Source organism: Branchiibius cervicis (assembly GCF_042661605.1).
Lineage (GTDB): Bacteria > Actinomycetota > Actinomycetes > Actinomycetales > Dermatophilaceae > Branchiibius > Branchiibius cervicis.
The window spans coordinates 2,252,929-2,276,048 of sequence record NZ_JBHSWJ010000002.1; the positions used below are offsets into that span (position 1 = coordinate 2,252,929).

General features: G+C 68.0%; 22 protein-coding genes and 2 pseudogenes. 5 read left to right on the forward strand and 19 right to left on the reverse strand.

All coding sequences use genetic code 11. The annotated features are described in order from the left end of the window. Nucleotides 1-27: 27 nt before the first annotated feature. From rpmA to ACFQBT_RS11825, 3 genes are all read right to left on the reverse strand, one after another. Entirely contained in the window at nucleotides 28-318 is a 291-nt protein-coding gene (gene rpmA / locus ACFQBT_RS11815) for a 50S ribosomal protein L27 (protein ID WP_377822885.1), read from the reverse strand. A 43-nt stretch (nucleotides 319-361) separates the two neighbouring features. After that, entirely contained in the window at nucleotides 362-670 is a 309-nt protein-coding gene (gene rplU / locus ACFQBT_RS11820) for a 50S ribosomal protein L21 (RefSeq protein ID WP_109685249.1), read from the reverse strand. A 104-nt stretch (nucleotides 671-774) separates the two neighbouring features. After that, a complete protein-coding gene (locus ACFQBT_RS11825; protein WP_377822887.1) occupies nucleotides 775-3,345 on the reverse strand; it encodes an Rne/Rng family ribonuclease in 2,571 nt (856 codons plus the stop codon). A gap of 375 nt (nucleotides 3,346-3,720) precedes the next feature. On the opposite strand from ACFQBT_RS11825, the gene ACFQBT_RS11830 reads away from it, so the two are divergent. Beyond that, complete coding sequence (locus ACFQBT_RS11830) at nucleotides 3,721-4,428, forward strand: TIGR03936 family radical SAM-associated protein (RefSeq protein ID WP_377822889.1); 708 nt, start codon at nucleotides 3,721-3,723, stop codon at nucleotides 4,426-4,428. Here ACFQBT_RS11830 and ACFQBT_RS11835 read toward each other — a convergent pair. After that, nucleotides 4,425-5,144: a 3-keto-5-aminohexanoate cleavage protein gene (locus tag ACFQBT_RS11835; protein ID WP_377822891.1), complete on the reverse strand. Its 720-nt coding sequence runs from the start codon at nucleotides 5,142-5,144 to the stop codon at nucleotides 4,425-4,427. The genes ACFQBT_RS11830 and ACFQBT_RS11835 overlap by 4 nt on opposite strands. A 4-nt stretch (nucleotides 5,145-5,148) precedes the next feature. Further along, nucleotides 5,149-5,628: a MarR family winged helix-turn-helix transcriptional regulator gene (locus ACFQBT_RS11840; RefSeq protein ID WP_377822893.1), complete on the reverse strand. Its 480-nt coding sequence runs from the start codon at nucleotides 5,626-5,628 to the stop codon at nucleotides 5,149-5,151. A gap of 135 nt (nucleotides 5,629-5,763) precedes the next feature. Between ACFQBT_RS11840 and ACFQBT_RS11845 the strand changes: the two genes are divergently transcribed. Then, nucleotides 5,764-7,638, forward strand: coding sequence for an ABC transporter ATP-binding protein (locus tag ACFQBT_RS11845; RefSeq protein ID WP_377822895.1), 1,875 nt, complete (start codon nucleotides 5,764-5,766; stop codon nucleotides 7,636-7,638). Nucleotides 7,639-7,777: 139 nt separating this feature from the next. Here the strand turns inward: ACFQBT_RS11845 and ACFQBT_RS11850 are convergent, their stop codons facing one another. Next, complete coding sequence (locus ACFQBT_RS11850) at nucleotides 7,778-8,764, reverse strand: GlxA family transcriptional regulator (RefSeq protein ID WP_377822897.1); 987 nt, start codon at nucleotides 8,762-8,764, stop codon at nucleotides 7,778-7,780. Between the two features lie 70 nt (nucleotides 8,765-8,834). Between ACFQBT_RS11850 and ACFQBT_RS11855 the strand changes: the two genes are divergently transcribed. Then, nucleotides 8,835-10,130 (forward strand): MFS transporter, encoded by a 1,296-nt coding sequence (locus ACFQBT_RS11855; RefSeq protein WP_377822899.1) that lies wholly within the window; start codon nucleotides 8,835-8,837, stop codon nucleotides 10,128-10,130. Between the two features lie 6 nt (nucleotides 10,131-10,136). On the opposite strand, the gene ACFQBT_RS11860 is transcribed toward ACFQBT_RS11855, so the two are convergent. The 10 genes and pseudogenes from ACFQBT_RS11860 to ACFQBT_RS11905 all read right to left on the reverse strand — a co-directional run bounded on the left by ACFQBT_RS11860 (nucleotide 10,137) and on the right by ACFQBT_RS11905 (nucleotide 20,086). Then, nucleotides 10,137-10,571 (reverse strand): hypothetical protein, encoded by a 435-nt coding sequence (locus ACFQBT_RS11860; protein WP_377822901.1) that lies wholly within the window; start codon nucleotides 10,569-10,571, stop codon nucleotides 10,137-10,139. Between the two features lie 51 nt (nucleotides 10,572-10,622). Beyond that, complete coding sequence (locus ACFQBT_RS11865; RefSeq protein ID WP_377822903.1) at nucleotides 10,623-12,584, reverse strand: TIGR03960 family B12-binding radical SAM protein; 1,962 nt, start codon at nucleotides 12,582-12,584, stop codon at nucleotides 10,623-10,625. A 19-nt stretch (nucleotides 12,585-12,603) separates the two neighbouring features. After that, nucleotides 12,604-12,897, reverse strand: a complete 294-nt coding sequence (locus ACFQBT_RS11870; RefSeq protein ID WP_377822905.1) for a hypothetical protein — start codon at nucleotides 12,895-12,897, stop codon at nucleotides 12,604-12,606. Further along, on the reverse strand, nucleotides 12,885-14,420 hold the full coding sequence (locus tag ACFQBT_RS11875) for an AMP-dependent synthetase/ligase (protein WP_377822907.1): 1,536 nt from the start codon (nucleotides 14,418-14,420) through the stop codon (nucleotides 12,885-12,887). Before ACFQBT_RS11875 ends, ACFQBT_RS11870 begins: the two co-directional genes overlap by 13 nt. A 42-nt stretch (nucleotides 14,421-14,462) precedes the next feature. Next, nucleotides 14,463-15,631, reverse strand: a pseudogene (gene rodA, locus ACFQBT_RS11880) (rod shape-determining protein RodA). Then, nucleotides 15,606-16,553 (reverse strand): bifunctional riboflavin kinase/FAD synthetase, encoded by a 948-nt coding sequence (locus ACFQBT_RS11885; RefSeq protein WP_377822909.1) that lies wholly within the window; start codon nucleotides 16,551-16,553, stop codon nucleotides 15,606-15,608. The pseudogene rodA and the gene ACFQBT_RS11885 overlap by 26 nt, the downstream one beginning before the upstream one ends. A gap of 44 nt (nucleotides 16,554-16,597) precedes the next feature. Then, on the reverse strand, nucleotides 16,598-17,707 hold the full coding sequence (nicT, locus tag ACFQBT_RS11890) for a Nickel transporter NicT (protein ID WP_377822911.1): 1,110 nt from the start codon (nucleotides 17,705-17,707) through the stop codon (nucleotides 16,598-16,600). Nucleotides 17,708-17,786: 79 nt separating this feature from the next. Continuing rightward, the gene (gene truB / locus ACFQBT_RS11895) at nucleotides 17,787-18,680 is read right to left on the reverse strand and encodes a tRNA pseudouridine(55) synthase TruB (RefSeq protein ID WP_377825463.1); all 894 of its coding nucleotides are present in this window, start codon (nucleotides 18,678-18,680) and stop codon (nucleotides 17,787-17,789) included. Beyond that, nucleotides 18,664-19,077: a 30S ribosome-binding factor RbfA gene (gene rbfA, locus ACFQBT_RS11900; RefSeq protein WP_377822913.1), complete on the reverse strand. Its 414-nt coding sequence runs from the start codon at nucleotides 19,075-19,077 to the stop codon at nucleotides 18,664-18,666. Before rbfA ends, truB begins: the two co-directional genes overlap by 17 nt. 40 nt (nucleotides 19,078-19,117) lie before the next feature. Further along, on the reverse strand, nucleotides 19,118-20,086 hold the full coding sequence (locus ACFQBT_RS11905; RefSeq protein WP_377822915.1) for a TRM11 family SAM-dependent methyltransferase: 969 nt from the start codon (nucleotides 20,084-20,086) through the stop codon (nucleotides 19,118-19,120). Between the two features lie 57 nt (nucleotides 20,087-20,143). Here ACFQBT_RS11905 and ACFQBT_RS11910 point away from each other — a divergent pair. After that, nucleotides 20,144-20,227: pseudogene (locus ACFQBT_RS11910) on the forward strand (VOC family protein); the annotation flags it as partial. Nucleotides 20,228-20,280: 53 nt separating this feature from the next. Then, nucleotides 20,281-20,574 carry a VOC family protein gene (locus tag ACFQBT_RS11915; RefSeq protein WP_377822917.1) on the forward strand — a complete coding sequence of 98 codons (294 nt, stop codon included), beginning with the start codon at nucleotides 20,281-20,283 and terminating at the stop codon, nucleotides 20,572-20,574. Between the two features lie 6 nt (nucleotides 20,575-20,580). Here the strand turns inward: ACFQBT_RS11915 and ACFQBT_RS11920 are convergent, their stop codons facing one another. From ACFQBT_RS11920 to ACFQBT_RS11930, 3 genes are read right to left on the reverse strand one after another with little or no spacing between them, the layout of a single operon-like run. Continuing rightward, nucleotides 20,581-21,459, reverse strand: a complete 879-nt coding sequence (locus ACFQBT_RS11920) for a sucrase ferredoxin (protein ID WP_377822919.1) — start codon at nucleotides 21,457-21,459, stop codon at nucleotides 20,581-20,583. Further along, entirely contained in the window at nucleotides 21,456-22,685 is a 1,230-nt protein-coding gene (locus ACFQBT_RS11925) for a cupin domain-containing protein (protein WP_377822922.1), read from the reverse strand. The genes ACFQBT_RS11920 and ACFQBT_RS11925 overlap by 4 nt, the downstream gene beginning before the upstream one ends. Nucleotides 22,686-22,688: 3 nt before the next feature. Beyond that, nucleotides 22,689-23,081: a BatC protein gene (locus ACFQBT_RS11930; protein ID WP_377822924.1), complete on the reverse strand. Its 393-nt coding sequence runs from the start codon at nucleotides 23,079-23,081 to the stop codon at nucleotides 22,689-22,691. Between the last annotated feature and the right edge of the window lie 39 nt (nucleotides 23,082-23,120).

Below are 23,120 nucleotides of genomic sequence, written 5' to 3' on the forward strand. Positions count from 1 at the left end.
CGTTCACGGTGTGCGGTGGTCGCAGGCTCAGGCGTCCTGCGGCTCCGGAACCACGATGTCGTCGCGCGACTGCGTCACGATGTTGATCGTCTTGCGGCCACGCTTGCTGCCGAACTCGACCGCACCGGCGGTGAGGGCGAACAGCGTGTCGTCCTTGCCACGCCCGACGTTCTCACCGGGGTGGAAGTGGGTACCGCGCTGGCGGACGATGATCTCGCCGGCCTTGACCTGCTGGCCACCAAAACGCTTCACGCCGAGGCGCTGGGAGTTGGAGTCGCGACCGTTACGGGTGGAGGATGCACCCTTCTTGTGTGCCATAGCTACTCAGCCTTCTTCTCGTGTCGTCGAACGCTCTCGAGGCTCAGGCCTCGATCGCCGTGACCTTGACCTGGGTCAGCGGCTGGCGGTGGCCCTGACGCTTGCGGTAACCGGTCTTGTTCTTGTACTTGATGATCGTGATCTTGGGGCCCTTGGTCGCCGCGACGACCTCGGCCTTCACGGTCACCTTCGCCAACTTGGCGGCGTCGCTGGTCACCTTGTCACCGTCGACCAGCAGCAGCGGCTTGAGGTCGATGGTGTCGCCGGCGGAAACCGCGACCTTGTCAATGGTCAGGACGTCGCCCACGGAGACCTTCTCCTGGCGACCGCCTGCGCGAACAATCGCGTACACGTCGAAACTGCCTTTCGGTTCTGGTGTGCTCGCTCGGTATGACCGGCCAGTAGCTACCCCTCGCAAGAGGGACACCGGCTCGGTGGGCGCACCGACGGTCTAGATTACTGGTGGGTCGCCTGCGCGGCCAAATCCTGCGCCGGCTCCTCGATCGTCGTGACGCTCGCGGCCCCCGTCGGCGGACCGGCCGGGGCGATCACGCGGGGCCGCTTCTTGCGCCGGGTGACCGGTGCGGGCCGGTCGACAGGCTGGACCGGTTCCGGTACGGCGACCGGCTCGGTGGGCGTCGACGGCGCCTCCTCGACGGCCGGGCCGGGGTCCTGCTGCGCGGGTGCCTCGATCACGGTCTCCTCGACGACCTCGGCGACCTGGACCACCTCGACGCCATCCTGTTCGCCGTTCGCCTCACCGGACTTCTTGGCCGCGGCCGCGTGGGCAGCGGCCGCGATCTGCGCCGCGGACGGACCGTTGGGCCTGGCGGGCTCGGTGTCCTGCTCCTGCCGGTTCTTCTTCGGGCTGTCGGTGCCGCGGCCCTTGCGCTGGCTGCGGGAGCCGTTGCCCATGCCGCCACCGTTGGCGGTGTTGGGTTTGTCGGCCGGGGTGTCGCGGATGATCACGCCACGACCGGCGCAGTGCTCGCATTGCTCGGAGAAGATCTCCAGCAGGCCGGTCCCGACCCGCTTGCGGGTCATCTGGACCAGACCCAGCGAGGTCACCTCGGCGACCTGGTGCTTGGTGCGGTCGCGGCCCAGGCACTCCAGCAGCCGGCGGACCACCAGGTCCCGGTTGGATTCCAGGACCATGTCGATGAAGTCGACGACGATGATGCCGCCGATGTCGCGCAGCCGCAGCTGGCGCACGATCTCTTCCGCGGCCTCGATGTTGTTCTTGGTGACGGTCTCTTCGAGGTTGCCGCCGGACCCGACGAACTTGCCGGTGTTGACGTCGATGACCGTCATGGCCTCGGTGCGGTCGATGACCAGTGATCCGCCCGAGGGGAGCCAGACCTTGCGGTCCAAGGCCTTGGCCAGTTGTTCATCGACTCGGTAGGTCGTGAACAGGTCGACCTCGCCGGTCCACTTCTGCGCACGCTGCGCCAACTCTGGGGCGACGTCGTTCAGGTAGCCGCTGATCCGGTCCCATTCGGTGTCACCGGCCACGATCAGCTTGGCGAAGTCCTCGTTGAAGACGTCGCGGACCACCCGGATCGTCATATCGGGCTCACCGTGCAACAGAGCCGGGGCCGAGGCCGTCTTGGCCTTGTGCTGGATGCGTTCCCACTCACCCTTGAGGCGCTCGACGTCGGCGCGCAGGTCCTCCTCGGAGGCTCCTTCGGCGGCGGTGCGCACGATGACCCCGGCATCCTCAGGCACGATCTCACGCAGGATCTTCTTCAACCGGGCGCGCTCCACGTCCGGCAGTTTGCGGGAAATGCCGGTCATCGAGTTGCCCGGGACGTAGACCAGGAAGCGGCCCGGCAGCGACACCTGTGAGGTCAGGCGGGCGCCCTTGTGACCCAGCGGATCCTTGGTGACCTGCACCAGGACGGTCTCGCCGGACTTGAGGGCGTGCTCGATGCGCTTGGGCTGACCGTCCAGACCCGCGGCGTCCCAGTTGACCTCACCGGCGTAGAGCACACCGTTGCGGCCGCGGCCGATGTCGACGAACGCGGCTTCCATGCTGGGCAGCACGTTCTGGATCCGGCCGAGGTAGACGTTGCCGGCCATCGTGGATTGCTGGGTCTCGCGGGAGACGTAGTGCTCGACCAGCACGTTGTCCTCGATGACCCCGATCTGGGTGATGTCGTCCTTCTCCCGGACCACCATGACCCGCTCGACGCTCTCGCGGCGGGCCAGGAACTCGGCCTCGGTGATCACCGTGCGACGGCGGGAGTTCTCCCGGCCCTCGCGGCGGCGCTGCTTCTTGGCCTCCAACCGGGTCGAGCCCTTGATCGAGGTGACCTCGTCGCGGGCGGCGCGCACCTTGACGCCGTCCTCGTCGACTCCGCTGGCGTTGCCGCGACGCCGGCGACGGGTGCGCCGGCGGCTCGAACCGCCCTGCTCCTCACCGCTCTCGGTGGCGGAGTCCTCGCTGCTCTCGTCGGCGGAGGCCTCGCCGGCCGGTGCCGGTTCGGTCTCGTCGGCGCTCTTCTGCTCGTTCTGGTCGCCGTCGGACTCGACGTCCTTGGCCCGGCTGCGCCGGCCGCGGCCACCGCGACGGCGGCGGGGCGTGTTCGCCTCCGGGGTGTCCTCACCGTCGCCGGACTCGCCGTCGTCCTGTTGCTCCGGCTCCGCTGCCTCCGGCTCGGCCTTCACCGGCTCCGGACGGGGCGGGACGCTGGCGGGATCGGGGGCCTGGAACAGCAGGCCGAAAGCGGCTCCCGTGTGGGCCGGAGCGACGGGAGCCTCCGGAGCCTCGTCGTGGGAGAACGGTGAGGCGACGGTCTCGACCTCGATCTCCTCCACCTCGATCACCAGTTCATCGACGATGGTCTCGACCGCGGTGTCCACGAGTTCTGCCTCGACCACTTCGGGCTCGGCGTCTTCGACCTGTACGACTTCGACCTCGATGTCCTGCGCCGGCGGGACGGTCCCGGCGGCGCCGAGGTCGGCAGCGTCAGGCTCGACGACCTGTTCGTCGGAGTGTTCAGGATGTTCGGCATCGAAAGGGCCCATTGGCCCTCCTTGTCATTCGGCACGAGGACGGGCCACACCTTCCAGAGCCTGCGGCTCGCTCGTCCCCGTGGAGCGGGTGTGCCCGTCGCGCGACCGAAGGCGCACGACGGAAAAGTCGTCTGCTACATCTCGTCGTCCCAGCTCGCGCGTTGCGCGGCACCGGGGAACGCGATGCCATGCGGGTTCGCCGCTGCCAGCACCCTCCGTGGCACTACCGGTGACACCGGCCGTGACGGGTGGCGGGAGCGAAACGCTGCCTACATGGGCTGTGACCGCGGTGTGGATACGATCACGTCCGCCCAGCATTGTCTCACAGTTTGCGAGGACCACCGGTCACCGCGACCGGGCCCCGTCACCGCATTAGGGTGCTGCTTCGTGGCCAGACGTGTCCCCGAGGGTCCTGCCCCCGATCCGGCGGTGCAGAAGATGCGCTTGCAGTACGCCAAGCGGGGCCGGCTGCGCTTCTCCTCCTCACGCGACTTCCAACGGGCCCTCGAACGCGCGATCCGCCGGGCGGGGCTGCCGATTGCCTTCTCCGCCGGGTTCCACCCCCACCCCAGGATCAGCTACGCGAACTCGGCTCCGACCGGCGCGGCCAGCGAGGCGGAGTACTTCGAGATCCAGTTGACCCGCGAATGCGACCCCGATCAGGTCCGCGCCGACCTGGACTCGGCCCTGCCGCCCGGTCTGGACATCGTGCGAGCGGTGACCGCGGGTCCGGGAGGCCTGGCCGACCGTCTCGAGGCCAGCACCTGGCAATTGGCGTTCCCCGCCGACACCGATGTCGAGGCGTTGCGGGCTGCGGTGCAGACGTTGCTGGACACCGAGCGCGTCGAGGTGACCCGGATGATGAAGGCCGGGCCGAAGACCTTCGACATGCGCGCGGCCCTGGTTCACGCGCAGGTGGGTGACGCGGTTTCGCTGTCGATCGTCGTACGTCATCAGGCGCCCTCCGTCCGGCCCGACGACGTCGTGACGGCCCTGGAGTCGGTAGCCGGGTTCCGCACGGCGCGGCCGCCCGTAGCGACCCGGATCGAGCAGGGCCCGCTGGAGGGTACGGCGATCGGCGACCCGCTCGGCTAAGGCACCGTGAGCATGTCCCTGACCGTGCGCACCAGGGCTGCGTTGTCGAAAGCCCTTGTGCCATCGGGCATTTCGAGGGTGTCCTCCAAACCGATCCGCACCTGGTAGCCGCGCTCGATCGCCAACTCGAGCACCGGCCATGTGGCTCGTTCCTCACCGTGCAGGAGCACCGGTGCGCCCGGATCCTCACCGAGTGCGTCGATCAGGCCGTGCGCCGCGGTGAGCGCCGCAGCCGCCGGCAGATCGGCGACGATCTCCAGCAGAATCCGTACGCACTGGTCGCGGTGCCGCCAGTCCTGCCACTGCGCAACGGCTTTGGGGGTCCACAGGCCCGGTTCGATGCCCACCCCTCGTTCGAGCAGTTGCTCCGCCAGCGGCACCGAGCGCACCTCGTGCCAGTTGACGGAGACGAAGTCGGGCAGGACGCTCCACTGCGCGACCTGCTGCTCGCGGTCGAGCGGATCGTCGGAGGTCCAGGCTCCGGTCGTCAGGCCGATCGGCGTGTCCGGGACGGCCTCGCGAAGGGCCGCGACCGTCGCGTCGACGACGTCGGGTGCCAACGTGTCGTGCCCGCGCCGGTCCTTGGCGTGCACGTGCAACGCCTCGGCTCCGGCAGCGACGGATTCCTGCGCGGCGTGGACCAGTTGGTCGACGGTCACCGGCAGCTTCCAGTGCTCATGCGGCAGTCGAGGACCGTTGAGGCACGCTTTCAGCACGCGCCTAGCGTGACACGTCCGGGGGCCGCTCCGTGCCGTTCAGCACCTTCTGTAACAAGACCGTCAACTGCGCCTGCTCGTGGTCGTCGAGGGCATCCAGCAGCCGGTCCATCCGGGTGTGGCGTAGCTGCCGGATCCGCTCGGCCGTGCGCTCCCCCTCTTCGCTCAGCTGCACCACGGTCGCGCGCCGGTCGCCGGGGTCGGGTTCTCGGCGTACCAGCCCCTTGTCCTCCAGCGCATCCACCACCTCGGTCACCGACCGCGGTGCGATCCGCAGCCGCTCGGCCAGCAGGCTGAGCCGGGGAGGTACGTCGATCGCGGGCTCTCCGCGCGCGGCGCCGCCCCGAGCGATCACCTCCAGCGCCCTGGCGTGGTGCGGCGACAGACCCAGTGGTTCCAGGTCCTCGGCAGTGGTCTTGCGCACGGCATGGGCGCAGCGCAGCAGGAGCTCGCCGACCCGGCTGCTGTCCGTGCTCTCGCTCACCCGGGAATGCTAACGCGGATTGTGGTGTTACATCAATGTGAGGTAACCTCACTAATATGTGATCGCGAGCGACGCAGCCCGATCACCCACCGACTTTTCCGATCTTCCGGATCTATCCAAGGAGGCTGATGCCCTATGGCAGCAGGACCCAACCCCGGAGCAATGTCCAGCGGATTCGCCACCGTGCGCGGCGGCGGACCCGGATTCATGCCCAAGAAGCGCGATGCGGCCGATCTGGCCCAGCTTGACGAACACCCTGTGTCCAAGCGCCGCATCGTCGCCATGTTCACGCCGCACCGCGGCGCACTGGCCGTCATCACGGCCCTCATCGTCGCCACGTCGATCATCGGCCTGGCCACGCCCTTCCTGACCCGCCGCATCATCGATGATGCGATCCCCCACCAGAACGTGTCGTTGCTGGTGACCCTGGTCGTCGCGATGATCGTGGTGGTGGTCATCACCCAGGCGCTCAGCGTTGTCCAGACCTATCTGTCGACCAACGTCGGCCAGCAGGTCATGCACGGCCTGCGCACGCAGTTGTTCACCCACCTGCAACGGATGCCGCTGTCCTTCTTCACCCGTACCCGCGGGGGCGAGCTGCAGTCGCGGCTGACCAACGACATCAACGCCATGCAGGGCGTCATCACCAACACCGCGACCTCCATCGCGACGAACATCACGACTGCCATGGCCACGGCCATCGCCATGGTGGCGCTGTCCTGGCGGTTGTCGCTGCTGTCGCTGATCATCCTGCCGCCGGCGATCTGGGGTACCCGCCGGGTTGCCCGGATCCGGCGCAGGATCCAGACCCGCGCCCAGCGCGCCCAGGCCGATCTGCAGACGCAGATCGAGGAGTCGTTGTCGGTCAGCGGTGTCATGCTCAGCAAATCGTTGGCCTCCGGGCCGGCGCTGGCGTCGCGATTCACCGGCACTTCCAAGGAGATGACCGGCTACGAGGTCGAGTCCCAGATGGCCGGCCGCTGGCAGATGGGCACGATGGCGATCATCTTCGCCACCATCCCCGCGCTCATCTACCTGATCGCCGGACTGCCGGCAACAGGCGGCGGCATGACGATCGGAACCCTGGTCGCCTTCACGGCGTTGCAGGCCGCGATCTTCCGTCCGATCATGGGTGTGCTCAACGTGGGTGCCGACGTGGTGACATCGATGGCGTTGTTCTCCCGGGTGTTCGAGTACCTCGACATGCCGGTCGAGATCGACGACCCCGTATCCCCGATCGCCGTGGACCCTGCGACGGCGCACGGTGCGGTCAGTTTCCGCGACGTGTCGTTCCGCTACCCCGATGCCGACCGCGACGCGCTCAGCGACATCTCGCTGAGCATCCCCGCCGGCGCATCGGTTGCCCTGGTCGGCGCCACCGGCTCGGGCAAATCCACTCTGGCGTCACTGGTTTCGCGGCTGCAGGATCCGACGACCGGCTCGGTCGCGATCGACGGCGTCGACCTGCGTGACATGACCCTGGCCAACGTCGCCTCCCTCGTCGGAGTCGTCGCGCAGGACACCTACCTGCTGCACACCACCATCAAGGAGAACCTGCGCTACGCCCGCGAGGACGCCACCGACGAGCAGATCGTCGCTGCAGCGCGTGCCGCCCAGGTGCACGACCTGATCGTGTCCCTGCCGGATGGCTACGACACCGTGGTCGGTGCCCGTGGCTACCGGTTCTCCGGTGGTGAGAAGCAGCGAATCGCCCTGGCCCGCACCATTCTTCGCGACCCGAAGATCCTGGTGCTGGACGAAGCCACCTCGGCCCTGGACAACGCCACCGAGCGCGCGGTGCAGGACGCCCTGGACGTGCTGAGCCTGGACCGCACGACGCTCACGATCGCCCACCGGTTGTCGACGGTGCGCAATTCCGATCTGATCGTCGTACTCGATGGCGGACGCATCGCCGAGCAGGGCACCCACGATGAGCTGATGGCGCTCGACGGTCGGTACGCCGCGCTCGTCCACGCGCAGGATCGGCTCACCGAAGATCTGGTGATGTAACACCCCTCCTCGCCCCCACCCTTCGCTCCCTCCCCCACTTTTGGATCGCGATTCGTTGCGGTCCACCCCGGCCGGGGTGTCTGGGACGATCGGCGTGCCGAGCGAACCCTGCCGGAGCTCCTGGGCCGGGACGACGAGGTCAGGCGGCGCGGGAGAAGGTGCTCCGGTACGCCGCGGGCGCCAGTCCCGTGCCGGCGCGGAACTGGGCGCGAAAAGCGGCAGAGGTCCCGAACCCGCAGCGCTGAGCAACGGATTCCACGCCGAGATCGGTGGTTTCGAGAAGCTCCTTGGCACGCTCGATGCGGGCGGCAGTGAGCCATTGCCCGAACGTCTGACCGGTCTCCTCGCGGAAGCGTCGGGTAAAGGTCCGCACACTCATCGCCGCGCGCCGAGCCACCGCATCGAGGGTGATCTCGTCCGCCAGATGTGTTGCGGCCCAATCGCGCACGGGCGTGAGTCCACCGTTCAGGCGATCCGGCACGGGCCGTTGGATGAACTGCGCCTGACCGCCCGAGCGGACCGGCGCGACGACGCAGCCGCGGGCGACCTGATTGGCGAGATGCGGTCCGAGGTCGTTGCGGACCAGGTGCAGGAGTACGTCGATACCCGCCGCGTTCCCGGCGGAGGTCAGCACGTCGCCGTGATCGACGAAGAGCACGTCAGGGTCGAGATCCACCTGTGGAAAGAACGCCCTGAACTCAGCCGCATGCATCCAATGCGTCGTGGCCCGGCGTCCGTCGAGTAGCCCGTAGGCGGCGAGGACGAAGGCTCCGGTGCAGATCGACACCCATCGCGCGTCTGGCGGGACAAGGTCGAGAGTGGTCCGAAGGTCTGCCGGCAGCTCGCCTGTGAGGAGCACGGGGTGGTCATTGAAACCGCACACGATCACTGTGTCCGCGGTTCGCAGTTCTTCGACGGAATGCGTTGGTGCAGCGTCGAATCCGGCACTGGTACGCACCGGCCGATTGCCCACGGTCACCAACCGCACGTCGTACGGCGGGTGGCCCTCGGGTGCCTCCGGCCACCCTTGAAGCAACGAGCGATGAGCCAGGAAACGCGACGGAAAACCCAACTCCATGGCGATCACCCCGTCGAGGGCGAGGACGACGACCCGGTGCGGCTTCATGGCCAGATTCTTGCACACCATGGCTTTCTGGCCACTCGCTCTGCGGGTGCTCGGCGGCGAGTATTGACCCGTGAGTACCTCACCGACCTTCCGCGCGCTGCGCATCCACCCCGCGTGGATCGTGGCCGTCGCGACCTTCCTGACGATGATCGGCGCGGCCGGTTTCCGTTCCGCCCCGGGTGTTTTCATGCCCGCCCTGCACGACGAGTTCGGCTGGGACATGGGCATCATGAGCCTCGCGGTCTCCATCAACCTCGTGCTCTACGGGCTGGCCGCACCGTTCTCTGCGGCTTTGATGGAGCGCTTCGGGATCCGCCGGATCGCCGCCATCGCGCTAGTCCTCATCGCCGCCGGCGCCATCCTGCCGATCTGGATGACCGCACAGTGGCAGTTGCTGGTGTGCTGGGGGCTGTTGATCGGGCTGGGCACCGGCTCGGTCTCGATGGCCCTGGTGGCGACCATCACCGGTCGTTGGTTCGTCGCTCGCCGTGGCCTCGTGACTGGTGTGCTCACCGCGGCGGCCGCGACCGGTCAACTCATCTTCCTCCCCGTGATGGCCACCCTGCTGACCCATCACGGCTGGCGGAGCGCGACACTGGTCATCGGCTGCGCGGCCCTTCTGATCGTGCCGGTCGTGCTGATCTTCCTGCGAGACCGGCCCGCCGATCTCGCGGTGACCGCGTACGGGGAAACCCCTGAGCACCAGGCATTTCCACCGGCACCGGCGTCCCCGGCCCTGGCGATGACCACGCTGCGGGACGCCGTACGCGACCGCACGTTCCTGCTCCTGGCGGCCACCTTCGCGATCTGCGGTGCCTCCACCAACGGCCTGGTGGGAACGCATTTCATCCCGGCCGCGATGGATCACGGGATGGCCGAGACGGCGGCGGCCTCGCTGTTGGCTCTGGTCGGGGTCTTCGACATCGTCGGCACGATCTTCTCCGGCTGGCTCACCGACCGGTTCGACCCACGATTGCTCCTGGCCACGTACTACGGACTGCGCGGGCTGTCGCTCTTCGCCCTCCCAGCCCTCTTCGGCGACAGCATGCATCCCTCGATGCTCGTCTTCGTGCTGTTCTACGGTCTGGACTGGGTTGCAACCGTCCCGCCGACGATGGCGTTGTGCCGCAGCGCATTCGGCAGCCGTGCACCGATCGTCTTCGGCTGGGTCTTCGCCTGCCACCAGCTGGGCGCTGCCACAGCCGCAACCGTCGCCGGGGCCATCCGCGACGACATGGGCACCTACAACCTGGCGTTCTACGGGGCGGGCGCCCTCTGCTTGCTGGCGACACTGGGTTGCCTCTCGATCCGGAAGCGACCGCCGGTCGCGGAGCCGGAGCCGGATCCACTCGGTGCCGCGGTGTGACGGCCGTCATCCGGCCTGCGAGTAGTACCCACTCGGTGCGAGCGTGTGCAACTCGGCAGCCAGCGCATCACCCATGAAGCGGCCCTCGGGGCCGGCGCAGCCGGTCAAGCCGACGCGCACTGCCTGCGACGCGCCGCTCGACGCTTCGAAGACGGCCTCGACCGCGCTCCCGTCGTCCATCGGGCAGGAGTAGGGACCCTCCCCCATCGGTTGTGTTGCGTTGATCAACGACGCCACGCGGGACGCATCGGAGGCTCCGACCGTGGTCGTCACCTTCGGCAGGCTCGAGTTCGACCCGGCATCCCAGGTCAACCGCGCACCCGTGACCGGCACGTCCACCAGCGGGGCGGGGCTCGCCGAGGAAGTGTGCATCTGCCATCCGATGACTGCCGCAGCCAGTACCACCACTGCAGCAACGATGCCCCACCACCTTCGCGTCACGGATTCATCGTGTGACTGCCGACGGCGGCTGTCACCTCCCTGACCGGATCGTTACACGACCGTGAGCGGCAGCAACTTCTTCCCGGTCGGTCCGACCTGGATGTCGGTGCCCATCTGCGGACAGACTCCGCAGTCGAAGCACGGTGTCCAGCGGCAGTCGTCGACCTCGGTCTCATCGAGGGCGTCCTGCCAGTCGTCCCAGAGCCACTCCTTGTCCAGCCCGGAGTCCAGGTGATCCCACGGCAGCACTTCGTGCTCATCACGCTCGCGCGTGGTGTACCAGTCCACCGACACCGGGGAGGACTCGAAAACCGTGGCGGCAGCGGACATCCAGCGTTCGTAGGAGAAATGCTCACTCCAGCCGTCGAAGCGACCCCCATCACGCCACACGGCCTCGATCACCGAGCCGACCCGGCGGTCACCGCGCGACAACAGTCCTTCGACGATGCCCGGTTGCCCGTCGTGATAGCGCATCCCGATCGAGGATCCGTAGCGCTTGTCCGCCCGGATCGTGTCGCGCAGTTTGATCAGGCGCGCGTCGGTCTCCTCGGCGGACAACTGGCCGCACCACTGGAAGGGCGTGTGCGGCTTGGGCACGAATCCGCCGATGGACACGGTGCAGCGGATGTCCCGGCGGCCGCTGACCTGCCGGCCGGTTTCGATGACCCGACGAGCCAGATCGGCGATCTGCAACACGTCCTCGTCGGTCTCGGTCGGCAGCCCGCACATGAAGTACAACTTCACCTGCCGCCAGCCGGCGGAGTACGCCGCGGCGACCGTGTTGATCAGATCGTCCTCGGTCACCATCTTGTTGATGACCTTGCGGATCCGCTCCGAACCGCCCTCAGGAGCGAAGGTCAGTCCCGAGCGACGGCCGCCGCGGGTGAGCTCGTTGGCCAGGTCGATGTTGAAGGCATCAACACGGGTCGAGGGCAGCGACAACCCGGTCTGCGTCCCTTCATAACGGTCGGCGAGCCCCTTGGCGATGTCGCCGATCTCCGTGTGGTCGGCCGAGGAGAGTGAGAGCAGCCCCACCTCCTCGAAGCCGGTGGCCGCGAGCCCTCGCGACACCATCTCGCCGATACCGGTGATCGATCGCTCCCGCACCGGCCGGGTGATCATCCCCGCCTGGCAGAACCGGCAGCCGCGGGTGCAACCGCGGAAGATCTCCACCGACATCCGCTCGTGGACCGTCTCGGCCAGCGGCACCAGCGGTTGTTTGGGATAGGCCCACTCGTCCAAATTCATCACGGTGTGTTTCGACACCCGCCACGGCACCCCGCTCAGGGCCGGATCGGAGGACGGCGCCACCCGCTGGATGCGTCCGTCGGGCAAGTAGGACACGTCGTAGAACGCCGGCACATAGACCCCGCCGGAGCGCGCCAGGGAGAGCAACAACTCACGGCGCCCACCCGGGCGCCCCGCCGACTTCCATTGCTGTACAAGGGCGGTCACCGCCAGCACTGCTTCCTCGCCGTCACCGACGATCGCGGCGTCGATGAAGGAGGCGATCGGCTCGGGATTGAACGCCGCGTGCCCGCCGGCGATCACGATCGGGTCGTCGTCGTCGCGGTCGGCGGCGTGCAACGGGATGCCGGCCAGATCCAGTGCGGTCAGCATGTTCGTGTAGCCCAGTTCGGTGGAGAACGACAGACCGAAGATGTCGAAATCGCCGACCGGCCGGTGCGCATCGACGGTGAACTGGGGCACACCCGCGGACCGCATGGCGGCCTCCATGTCCGGCCACACGGCGTACGTGCGCTCGGCCAGGGCACCCGGCTGCTCGTTGAGCACTTCGTACAGGATCATCACGCCCTGGTTGGGCAGGCCGACCTCGTAGGCGTCGGGGTACATCAGCGCCCACCGGACGGTCAGCTCCTGCCCCGCAGGACCGAACCCGCCGCAGTCCCAATCTTTGATGGTCGAGTTCAACTCGCCACCGACGTACTGGATGGGTTTGCTCACCCGCTCCAGGAGCGGTTCGAGGTCTGTGAAGATCGACTCCCCTGCCATACCGACAAGGGTAGGCGGCTCAGTCGGTATACAGGGAATCCAACTGGTCCTTGTACTTGTCAATGACCACCTTGCGCTTGAGCTTCAGGCTCGGGGTGATCTCGCCGTCCTCGATGGTCAGGTCGCGCGGCAGGATGATGAACCGCTTGATCTGCTCCCACCGGCCCAGGTCGAGGTTGAGCTTGTCGACGTAGCTCTGGACCATGCTGCGGGCCTGCTGGGACATGACCACGTCGTGGTAGTCGCCCGGCACCCCGTTCGCCTCCGCCCAGGCCATGATCGACTCCTCGTCGAGGGTGATCAGTGCCGACACGAACTTGCGGCTCTCCCCTCGACCACCAGTTGCGAGACGTAGGGGCAGATGCCCTTGAAGCGCGCCTCGAGAGCTCCGGGCGCGACGTACTTGCCGTTGGAGGTCTTGAAGAGGTCCTTCTTGCGGTCGGTGATCTTCAGGTGCCCGGAGGGCAGCAACTCGCCGATGTCGCCGGTGTGCAGCCAGCCGTCGATCAACACTTCGGCGGTGGCGTCGGGCAGATCCTTGTAGCCGGCCATGACCCCGCCGCCCTTGATGAGCACCTCGCCGTCCTCGGCGATCTTGTACGTCGTGCCCGGCAGCGGCGGGCCGACCGTGCCGATCTTGTTGTCGTCCGGCAGGTTGACGCCGGCGGCGGCCGTCGTCTCGGTCAGGCCGTAACCCTCGAGGATGGGCACCCCGAGTCCGTCGAACCAGCGAGCGACATCGGTGTTGAGGGCGGCCGAGCCCGAGATGAAGAACCGCACGCGTCCACCCAGCAGGGTGCGGATGTTGGACAGGACCAGGCGGTCGCCGACCGCGTGCTGGGCGGCCAGCAGCAGCGGCACCTTCCCGCCGTCCTCGCGGGCCTGCGACACCTTGCGCGCATTGTCGGAGGCCCAGTGGAACAGTTTGGCCTTGATCCCGCCCGCCGAGTCGACCGTAGTGCTGACCTTGCCGTAGACCTTCTCGAAGATCCGCGGCGCGGCGCCCATCCAGGTCGGCCGAATCACCGACAGGTTCTCGACGATCTTGTCAGGGCGGCCATCAACGGCGGTCTCCATCCCGATCCGCACGGCCAGGCTGAGCAGCATCTTGCCGAAGACGTGCGCCAGGGGCAGCCAGAGGTACTGCACGTCGTCCTTGCTCAGGATGCCGAGCTCGTCGACCGCGCAGGATTCGTAGGTCCAGCACGAGTGCGGCAGCAGCACGCCCTTGGGTCGCCCGGTGGTGCCGGAGGTGTAGATCAACGTCGCCAACGCATCGGGCGTGATCTGCTCAAGCCGCTCGTCCAGCACCTCGGGGTGCTGCGCCAGATAGTCGGCACCCAAGGCAGTCAGGTCCGCGAGGCTGATCACCCACTCACCGTCTGATTTCCCGTCGAAGGTGACCACCTTGCTGACACCGGGTACGGCGTCCCGGCCTTCCAGAAGCAACTGCACCAAGGTGTCGTTCTCGGCGAAAACCACGTGGCTCTCGGAGTCGTTGACGATGAAACGGACGTCATCCTGGGTGCTGGTCGGGTAGATCGTCGTCGTCGCCGCGCCGGCCCACATGGCGGCGAGGTCCACCAGCACCCACTCGATCCGCGTGGACGACGCCAGAGAGATCCGGCCCTGCGGCTGCACGCCGAGCGCGATGAGTCCCGCAGCCAGGTCACGCACTCGCGCGGAGGTCTGCGCCCAGGTCAGGTCGACCCAGTCGTCGCCTTCGGGGTACCGATACGCGGGGGCGTTGGGGGTGGCGGCCACCCGCTCCAGGAACATGTGAGCGATGGAGCGCGGCTGGTCGAGCGTGGTCGCCTCCGCGGTGAGGGACGTCATACTCTTCATGATAGCCGGGCCGGTTCTACGGCTGTAGAGACCTCACGGCCGCCGTGCAGCGTCGTCGGAGTGCACTTTCAGCAGCAGACCGATCCCGATCCAGCAGGCGAACATGCTCGATCCGCCGTAGGACACGAAGGGCAGGGGCAGCCCCGTGACCGGAAGCACGGCGAGGTTCATCCCGATGTTCTGCAGGATCTGGAACAGGAACCAGCTGGACACCCCGACCGCGACCAACCGGCCGAAGCTGTCCTGGGTGTGCCAGGCGATCAGCAGGCCGCGGACGACCACGAAACCGAGTAGCGCGATCAGGGCGGCCGCACCGAGGAACCCGAGCTCCTCGGCCGCTGCGGAGAACACGAAGTCGCTTTGCTGGAAGGGAATGACACCGGCCTGGGTCGCCCGGCCGTGCAATAGGCCCTGGCCGGTCCAGCCGCCGCCTCCGATGGCCAACCGCACCTGGTGCATCTGGTAGCCGATGCCGCCGGGGTCGGCGTCCGGGTGCAGGAAAGCCGTCAGCCGCGCCCTCTGGTAGGCGCTCAGCAACGGCGTGAACAACGCCGCCCACACCACTGCCGCCATCGCGACGAAGGCTGCGGTGATCCACGGCCAGCGGGCACCGGAGACGGTGACCACGCCGAGCCCGATCATGACCAGGACCGTCGCCGACCCCAGATCCGGTTGCAGCACGACCAGCGCCACAGGAACCGCGACGAGTACGCCTGCGAGCAGCACGTCGCGGGCCGGCGGCCGGGCTCCGCGTTCCCCCGTTCGGCTAAGACCATGGGCAGGGCCACGCAGAGCGCCACCTTCGCGAATTCGGCCGGCTGCAAAGACAATCCGGGTAGTTCGATCCACGACCGGGATCCGTTGATCGTCGAGCCGAGTGGTCCGAGTACGGCGAGTAGCCCCAGCAGCGCGAGCGCGTAGACGATCGGTGCGAGGGTCCGGATCGTCCGAACCCGCAGCCGCATCACCCCGAACGCCATCACCATCCCGACGACCAGGTTGAACAGATGGTGGGCCAGGTAGCCGTGGCCGAGTCGATGCGTCGTGGAGTAGACCAACGTGGCTCCGACCAGCGACAGTCCCAAGGCGGCGATGACCAGGCCCCAGTCCAGACGCCACCAGGGCGTTCGAGGCGCGGACGGCGCAGCGGCCGGGGCGAGCGCCGTCATGGCGTCGTCAGCCGAGAAGTTCGCGGATCTCATCCACGTCGTGCCCGATCTGTGCGATCAGGGCCTCGATCGTCGTGAATTTGGTGTTTCCGCGGACGCGTTGCACGAACTGCACCCGCACCGACTCCCCGTACAGATCCAGGTCGTCGCGATCCAGCACGTACGCCTCGACGGTGCGGCGGTGGACGTCGTCGAACGTGGGGTTGGTGCCCACGGAGATCGCAGCAGGCATCCGGTGGTCGGGATCGCTGTCGGGCAGGGCATCGCGCACCAGCCACCCGGCGTACACCCCGTCCTCGGGAACCATGCCGGTGGCGTCGGCAGCCAGGTTCGCGGTCGGGTAGCCCAGCTCGCGACCGCGTTGCAGGCCGCGTACGACCACGCCGTGCACCTCGGGGATGCGCCCCAGGATCTCGGCGGCGCCCGCGACGTCGCCGCTGATCATCCGCGCCCTCGTGTCGGTGGACGAGTAGCGCCGGTCGGTGCCGACGTCATCGACGATCGCCACGTCGTACCCGAACTCCCGGCCCAACTCGGCCAGGGTGTGCACGTCACCGGAGTTGCGCACCCCGAAGCGCATGTCCCGCCCGACCATCACCAGGCGCGCGTGGAGCGCGTCGACGAAGACCTCTTCGACGAACTCACGGGGCGTCTGGGCGGCCAGTTCCAGGGTGAAGGGCAGCACGAGGGTGATATCGACGCCCAGGTCCTCGAGCAGGTCCAGCCGATCGTCCAGGCTGATCAGGGCCTTGGGGGCGCGATCGGGGTGCAGTACGGCGAGTGGGTGCGGCTCGAAGGTGACCGCGACGCTGGTCAGGTGGTCGGCGTGCGCTCGGTCCACCAATCTGGTCAACAGGGCCCGGTGGCCGAGGTGCACCCCGTCGAAGTTGCCGATCGTGACGACGGATGCCTGCAGATCGGCCGGGACCTGGTCCAGGGCGGTGAGGCGCAGCACGCGCCAACCTTACCCAGGGCCGCTGAGGTGCTTCCGCTATGGGCTCAGGCCAGTTCGTGCTCGTCCAGCCGGAAGACGTGCCAGGCGGCGAGCGCGAGGACCCAGGTTCCGATGAAGATACCGACGATCACGAAGCCCACGTTGTCCAGCTCGATGGAACCCAGGGACGCGACCGGGCCGGACGTGATGTCGAAGCGGTCGGCGATGACGCCGCACAACTCGATGGTGCCGATGATCAGGGCCACCACGATGGACACGCTGGTGACGGTGGCGTTGTAGTAGAGGCGACGCAGCGGTTTGGTGAACGCCCAGCCGTAGGCCTTGCTCATGAAGATGCCGTCGAGCGCGTCGAACAGGCTCATCCCGGCGGCGAAGAGGATCGGCAGCGTCAGGATGGCGTACCACGGCAGGGCGGAGGCAGCCGCTCCGCCGGCCAGGACCAGCAGGCTGATCTCGGTGGCGGTGTCGAATCCGAGGCCGAAGAGCAGGCCGACGGGGTACATCTGGATCGGCTTCTTCACCGCGTTCAGCATGGGCTTGAGGATGCGGGCGAGGAAGCCGCGGGAGTTCAGGTGCGCTTCGAGAGCGGCCTCGTCGAGTTCGCCGGAGGTGCGGCTGCGCCACACCTTGATGATGCCGATCAGGGCGATCAGGTTGATGATCCCGATGGCCCACAGGAACACCCCCGAGACGGTGGTGCCGAAGGTGCCGAGAATGGTGTTGAGGGTCGTGCCTTCCGTGGTCGCCGTGCGCGACAGGGCCTTGATGCCGAGGGCCAGCAGCAAACAGAGCCCGAAGACGACGCTGGAGTGCCCGAGCGAGAACCAGAAGCCGACGCTGACCGGCCGCTGGCCCTCACCGCGCAGTTTGCGGGTGGTGTTGTCGATGGCGGCGATGTGGTCGGCATCGAAGGCGTGCCGCATCCCGAGGGTGTAGGCGGTGATGCCCAGCCCGATCCCGAAGAACTGGGCCTTGCCGGTGCCGTCGTCCCCCAGTGCGTAATGCTGCGGGGCGATGATGAAAGCCAGTGTGCCCCAACCGATCACGTGCAAAGCGACGATGAAGGCGGCCATCCCGGCAATCGAGCGCATCTCGCTACGGCTCAAGCCTCTGACGTTGCTCCCGGCGCTGCGCATGGAGTTCATGACCGACATGATCGGCAGCCTATCGGTTGATGCGACTTGGTCGCGTCTAGCCCTTCGAAGGGTTGCGCCCTCCCCGAACAGACAGGTACTACCGGGCCGGGAACACCACGTGCGACCGGGGGACGGCGCCCGATTGGTCCAGCATCGCCACCAGATCCTTGCCCGGACCGATCGCAGCGACCGGATCGGCGACCGGGTCGGCGGGTGCCAGCTTCTGGCCGTACCGCAGCTTACGCGCCTCGTCATCGGTCAGCTCTCGCACCGGGAACTGCTCCCGAGCCGCCTGAGCCATCGCGATGACCGGCAGTGCGTCGGGGTCCAGCGAGTCCAGCGCGGTGGCCAGGTCGAGCGTGAACCGGCCGACCGTCGTACGTCGAAGGGCAGTCAGGTGCCCGCCCACCCCGAGCGCCGTGCCCAGGTCACGGGCCAGCGCGCGCACGTAGGTCCCCGACGAAACCGCCACTCGCACATCCAAATCCACGCACTCCCCGACGTCGCGTCGGGCGAGAACGTCGAACGAGGACACCCGCACGGGACGCGCCGCGAGCTTGACCTCGTCGCCGCCGCGCACGCGCGCGTAGGCACGCTGACCGTCCACCTTGATCGCACTCACCGACGACGGCACCTGCCGGATGTCGCCGGACAGGCCAGCGATCGCCGTACCGATATCCGAGGCGGACAGGCCCGACGCGTCAGCCGAGGCTGTCACCGACCCCTCGGCGTCGTCGGTGACCGTGGATTCACCCAGCCGGATCGTCGCCTCGTAGGTCTTGTCGCAACCGACCAGGAAGGTGAGCAGCTTGGTCGCCCGGTTCAACCCCAGCACCAACACCCCGGTCGCCATCGGGTCCAGCGTGCCGGCGTGGCCCACGCGACGGGTGCCTGCGAGCCGACGCACCCGGGCGACCACGTCGTGGCTGGTCCAGCCCGACGGCTTGTCGAGGATCAGCAGTCCGTCGGGTGAGTCAGTCCTTGTAGGGATTGGCGTCTCCCGCAGGCTTTGCCGCCGCAGCAGCTCGAGCCAGTTCGGCGTCCCGGGCGCGAGCCTCGGCCAGCGCCTTCTCGATCTGTTCGGCACCCTCGGGCACCGCGTCGTGGATGAATTCCAGCGACGGGGTGAGCCGGATGCCCAGGCCCTGGCCGACGTAGGTGCGGATCCGCCCGCGGTACTCGTTCAGCACCGTCTCAGCCGTCGCCCGGTCCTCTTCGCTGCCCATCACGGAGTAGAAGACCGACGCGTGCTGGGTGTCACCGGTGACCCGGACGTCGGTGATCGTCACGAAGCCGAGCCGCTCGTCGTTGATCTCGCGCTCCAGATACTCCGCGACCAGCGTCTTGATGCGTTCTGCCACCTTGCGTGCGCGTGCCGGATCAGCCATGGCGAGCCACCTTCCTAGCCGTGAATCGAAGAACAACAGCCTAGTTGCGACCGGCACGTACGCCGACCATCAGGTCCCGATCGATGGATGCGTCGACGCGGTGTCGGAAGGTGTCCCGTACGACGACCTGCAGCCCGTGCCCGTCCAGCAACTGCGCGAGGTCGTCGGTCGGCGCCACGTGCCGGTTGTAGGACAGACCCACCGCTCCCCCGGTCTTCAGCGTCCGCAACCAGCCGGGCAGCGCCGCGTCCAGCAACTCCAGGGGGCCCCGGCTGAGATCGCGGCCGGCGTGCGATCCGTGCAGGACTCCGTACGGCGTGTCGGTGACGATCAGGTCGACGCTTGCCTTGGGGACGAACCCGTCCAGGGCGGTCGTGTCGGTGCGCAGATAGGTGATCTTCTGCGTGTTGCCGGCTGTGAATGCGTCCTTGTCACAAGCGGTTTCGAGATCCAGGCGGGTGCCGCGATGGCTGGTGGCGATGGTGTGTTTGAGGCGATGGCTGCGCAGCCAGGTCTTGATGAAGAGCTCGTAGGCCTCGAAGTCCCGTTTGTCGATGTCTACGCCGACGGCGTTGTAGCCCAACAGCAGTGCCGTGTTCAGCGTCGTCCCGCGACCGCACATCGGATCCAGCACCGTGCGCCGCGGGCCCTTGGTCGTGACGTGTGCGTTGGTGACGTTCAGGCACAACCGGGTCCACGACTCGTTGGTCTTGCCCTGGTACTTCTGGATCGTCACTAGATCGTCGGGGTAGATTTCGCTGCGCTGCAACGGAATCGGGCGCAAAAGGTCGCCTTCGTGCTCGAAGACGGCCAACGCCCCGGACAGGCCGGAGAGCGCCGGAATGTCGGCGGCGGCGGCCGCGCACCCGACGTACGCCACTCCGGCCAGCTCGGTCACCGTGGCCGGCACACCGAGCACCTGCTCGGTCTCGGCGGCCATCAGCCGTGGCGCATCGGCGGCGTAGACGCGGTTCGCCGACGGCGAAACCAGCACCAGGTAGTCACTCACAGCCGCCACGCTACCCGGCCACTGGTGGACGGATGACCGTCTCGGTAGCGTGGTCGGATGCCGGCCCGCACCTTCCAGGTCACCTTCGATGCCGCCGATCCACGCCGCCTCGGTGAGTTCTGGATCGCCGCCCTCGGGTACGCCGAGGAGGCACCTCCCGAGGGCTTCGACAGCTGGCCGGCTGCACTCACCGCGTGGGGTCTGCCGCCGGAGCGGCACAACGACGCCTACGCCATCGTCGACCCTCCGGGTCGGGTCCGCGGATCTTCATCCAGAAGGTGCCGGAACCCAAGACCGCCAAGAACCGCGTCCACCTGGACATCCGGGTGTCCGGCGTCCGCGGCAACGAGGGCAAGACGTCGGCGCTGAGCGCGGAGGCCGAGCGGTTGGAGGCGCTGGGCGGCACCCGGGTCGAGGAGATCCACAACGATCTGGATCACTTCGTGGTGATGCAGGACCCGGAAGGCAACGAGTTCTGCCTGACCTGAGGTCGTTCAATCGATGGCGATCAGTTCGAACTGCTTGACCCGGCCGGGGATCCGCGCGTGGCAGGTCGACAGCAGCGGCTCGGACAGGCGGGTGCGCAACGTCACGGTCAGCGGTACGGGCTCGGCGGCCAGCACGACGATGGTGATCTGCCCGTCCTCTGTGACAGCGAGCGGCGCATAGGCGTCGATGCGGTCGTCGGCGCGCGCCAACCGCGCGAAATGCTGCGCGGTCTGCACGGCATGCGGGTACGCCGATCGGCCGCGAAGTAGCCGATCGTCCAGTCTGCCCTGGGTGTAGAGAGTGACGATCCCGGCGGGATCGGCGGCCTCGTCGACCCGCCCGTAGGACAAGCCGTGCGGTAACAGGATCATCGTGGCCGCGAACCGGTCACCGCCGACATGCGAACACTCCCAGGTCTCTTCGGGGTATCGGGCTGCGATGGCGGCGGCGACACCGCGGCCCCGGACCGCACAGCACTGGTCGTGCCGGCCGTGGGCGCAGACGATGACCAGCGGGCCGTCGACCGGGTGACCACCGCTTCCGTCCAGCGGGAGGTCGAGATACTCCGACGGCGAGGTCACCTCTCCGCCCACCAACGACTCCTGGCCGGGCGTCGAGCCTGCGATGAACCAGCGCCAGCGGGGCGTCGGTGTGCGCCGACCGGGGCGACGGATGGCGGCGATCCGCATCCCGGCCGCCTCGGCCCGGCGCACGATGGCCAGACCGAGCGCCGGATCGAGAATCGACGGCGATTCACGGAACGCCGATGCGCCCCATCCGCCGGACACCTCCAGCAGGAGCCAGGCGAGGCCGGCGGACGCCGTGCCGTAGAGCGGGTCGTGCCGGTCCCGGGACTGAACGCTGCAGGGCCGCTGATCGATCAAGCGCCCTGCCCTGCGCCCAGGTCCGCGGGTACGACGACCGCTTCGCGCAGCAGCCGCCGCGCCAGGACCACACCGTCGTCGGCGTCGAGTCCGGGCAGCGCTCCGGCTGCGATCGGCGTACCCGCATGCAAGGCTTCCAGCGCCTCGGCGCAGGTGGCCGGGAACGTGATGGTGCGGTCGGTCAACCGCAGGCTCACCTTTTCGCCGTTCCGGCGCACCGCCGCGATCAATGCGTGCCGCCACCGGACCACCGTTGTGCTGTCGAGGTTTTCGACCGCAATCACCGTTGCCAACGGGCGGACGGCGGTCGGGCGGGTCCGTTCGGAGAACGTGCGGGCGATCCGGTCGCCGGCGTTCTCGGCGGTGCCGGCAGGGGCGTCGCGCAGCACGTCGGACAGGACCGCGATGGTCTTCTGCGCGATGGCCGCCACCTCGTCCGGACTGGTGAGGTCAGCACCCAGCGGCAGCGAGCCGCGCAGTTCTTGGGCCCCGGCCAGTTCGTCGACGATGGCCCGTACCACGTCGTACGTCGTGATGGCGGCCACACCCACCGTCAGGTGGATCGAGGTCTGCCCGAGGGCGCGAGCGGAGTGCAGCCAACCCCGGGGAAGGTAGAGCGCGTCGCCGGGCTCGAGGACCGTGTCGATGACGGGGTCCTCGGCTGCCCGGGCCTCGACGGCGGCGCGGCGGTCGGACCACGGCTGGCCGGAGAGTGGATCGGTGAATACCGGCTCGTGGATCGTCCAGTGCTTGCGACCGGACACCTGCAGGACAAAGACGTCGTGCACGTCGTAGTGCGGGTCGAAGCCGCGATTGCTCGCCGGAGTGATGTAGGCGTTGGCCTGGACCGGATGCCCGAGATCGTCCACGGCATCGCGAACGAAGTCGATGATCGGCGGCCACAACCGGTGCAAGCCCTGCAGCACGAGAGTGGCGCCGTTCGCGAATTGGTTCAGCACCTTGGCCGAGTCGACCTGATCCGGCATCTCAGCGCCGAATCCGGCTGTCCCGACGAACTTTTCGCGAGCCACCAGATTGCCGTCGCGGGCCATCCGGATGAACGGGGTGCGCACGCCGCGCTCCGCGATCAGCTCATCGACCGCCTCCGGCGACAGGAGGTCATCGAAGGGTCGCGGCAGATCCCCTGACCGGGTCAGCAGCGGTTGCCGTCCCCAGTAGTCCTGGGCGAAGGTCAAGGGATCGACCGCGACACAACGGGTCAACATGGCTCAGGCAGAACCGTCCGCGCCACCGTCGTGGCCGTCGGGGTTCGAGCCACCGTCAGCAGGGCCCTCACCCTCACTGGCCGTGCCATCGGCGCCACCGTCATGGCCGCCGGGGTTCGAGCCACCGTCAGCAGGGCCCTCACCCTCACTAGCCGTGCCATCGGCGCCACCGTCGTGACCGTACGGGTTGGACCCGCCGTCCGCGGGACCCTCACCGGCCGTGCCATCGGCGCCACCGTCGTGCCCATTGGGGTTCGAGCCGCCGTCAGCAGGGCCCTCACCCTGACTCGCGGTTCCATCGGCGCCACCGTCATGGCCGCCGGGGTTCGAGCCACCGTCGGCCGGGCCTTCGCCGCCAGAGGTCGAGGTAGTGATGTCGTCGTCATCGAGCGCCATGAGCGTTCCTCTCGGATCAAGGGATGTGCGACATGCGCG

Excerpts from the sequence above, each read along its gene's own strand:
- ACFQBT_RS11875 (WP_377822907.1), bottom strand. The coding sequence starts at position 14,420 with ATGACGTCCCTCACCGCGGAGGCGACCACGCTCGACCAGCCGCGCTCC.
- ACFQBT_RS11930 (WP_377822924.1), bottom strand. The coding sequence starts at position 23,081 with ATGGCGCTCGATGACGACGACATCACTACCTCGACCTCTGGCGGCGAA.
- ACFQBT_RS11845 (WP_377822895.1), top strand. The coding sequence starts at position 5,764 with ATGGCAGCAGGACCCAACCCCGGAGCAATGTCCAGCGGATTCGCCACC.
- ACFQBT_RS11925 (WP_377822922.1), bottom strand. The coding sequence starts at position 22,685 with ATGTTGACCCGTTGTGTCGCGGTCGATCCCTTGACCTTCGCCCAGGAC.
- ACFQBT_RS11865 (WP_377822903.1), bottom strand. The coding sequence starts at position 12,584 with ATGGCAGGGGAGTCGATCTTCACAGACCTCGAACCGCTCCTGGAGCGG.
- rbfA (WP_377822913.1), bottom strand. The coding sequence starts at position 19,077 with ATGGCTGATCCGGCACGCGCACGCAAGGTGGCAGAACGCATCAAGACG.
- rpmA (WP_377822885.1), bottom strand. The coding sequence starts at position 318 with ATGGCACACAAGAAGGGTGCATCCTCCACCCGTAACGGTCGCGACTCC.
- ACFQBT_RS11850 (WP_377822897.1), bottom strand. The coding sequence starts at position 8,764 with ATGAAGCCGCACCGGGTCGTCGTCCTCGCCCTCGACGGGGTGATCGCC.
- ACFQBT_RS11825 (WP_377822887.1), bottom strand. The coding sequence starts at position 3,345 with ATGGGCCCTTTCGATGCCGAACATCCTGAACACTCCGACGAACAGGTC.
- nicT (WP_377822911.1), bottom strand. The coding sequence starts at position 17,707 with ATGTCGGTCATGAACTCCATGCGCAGCGCCGGGAGCAACGTCAGAGGC.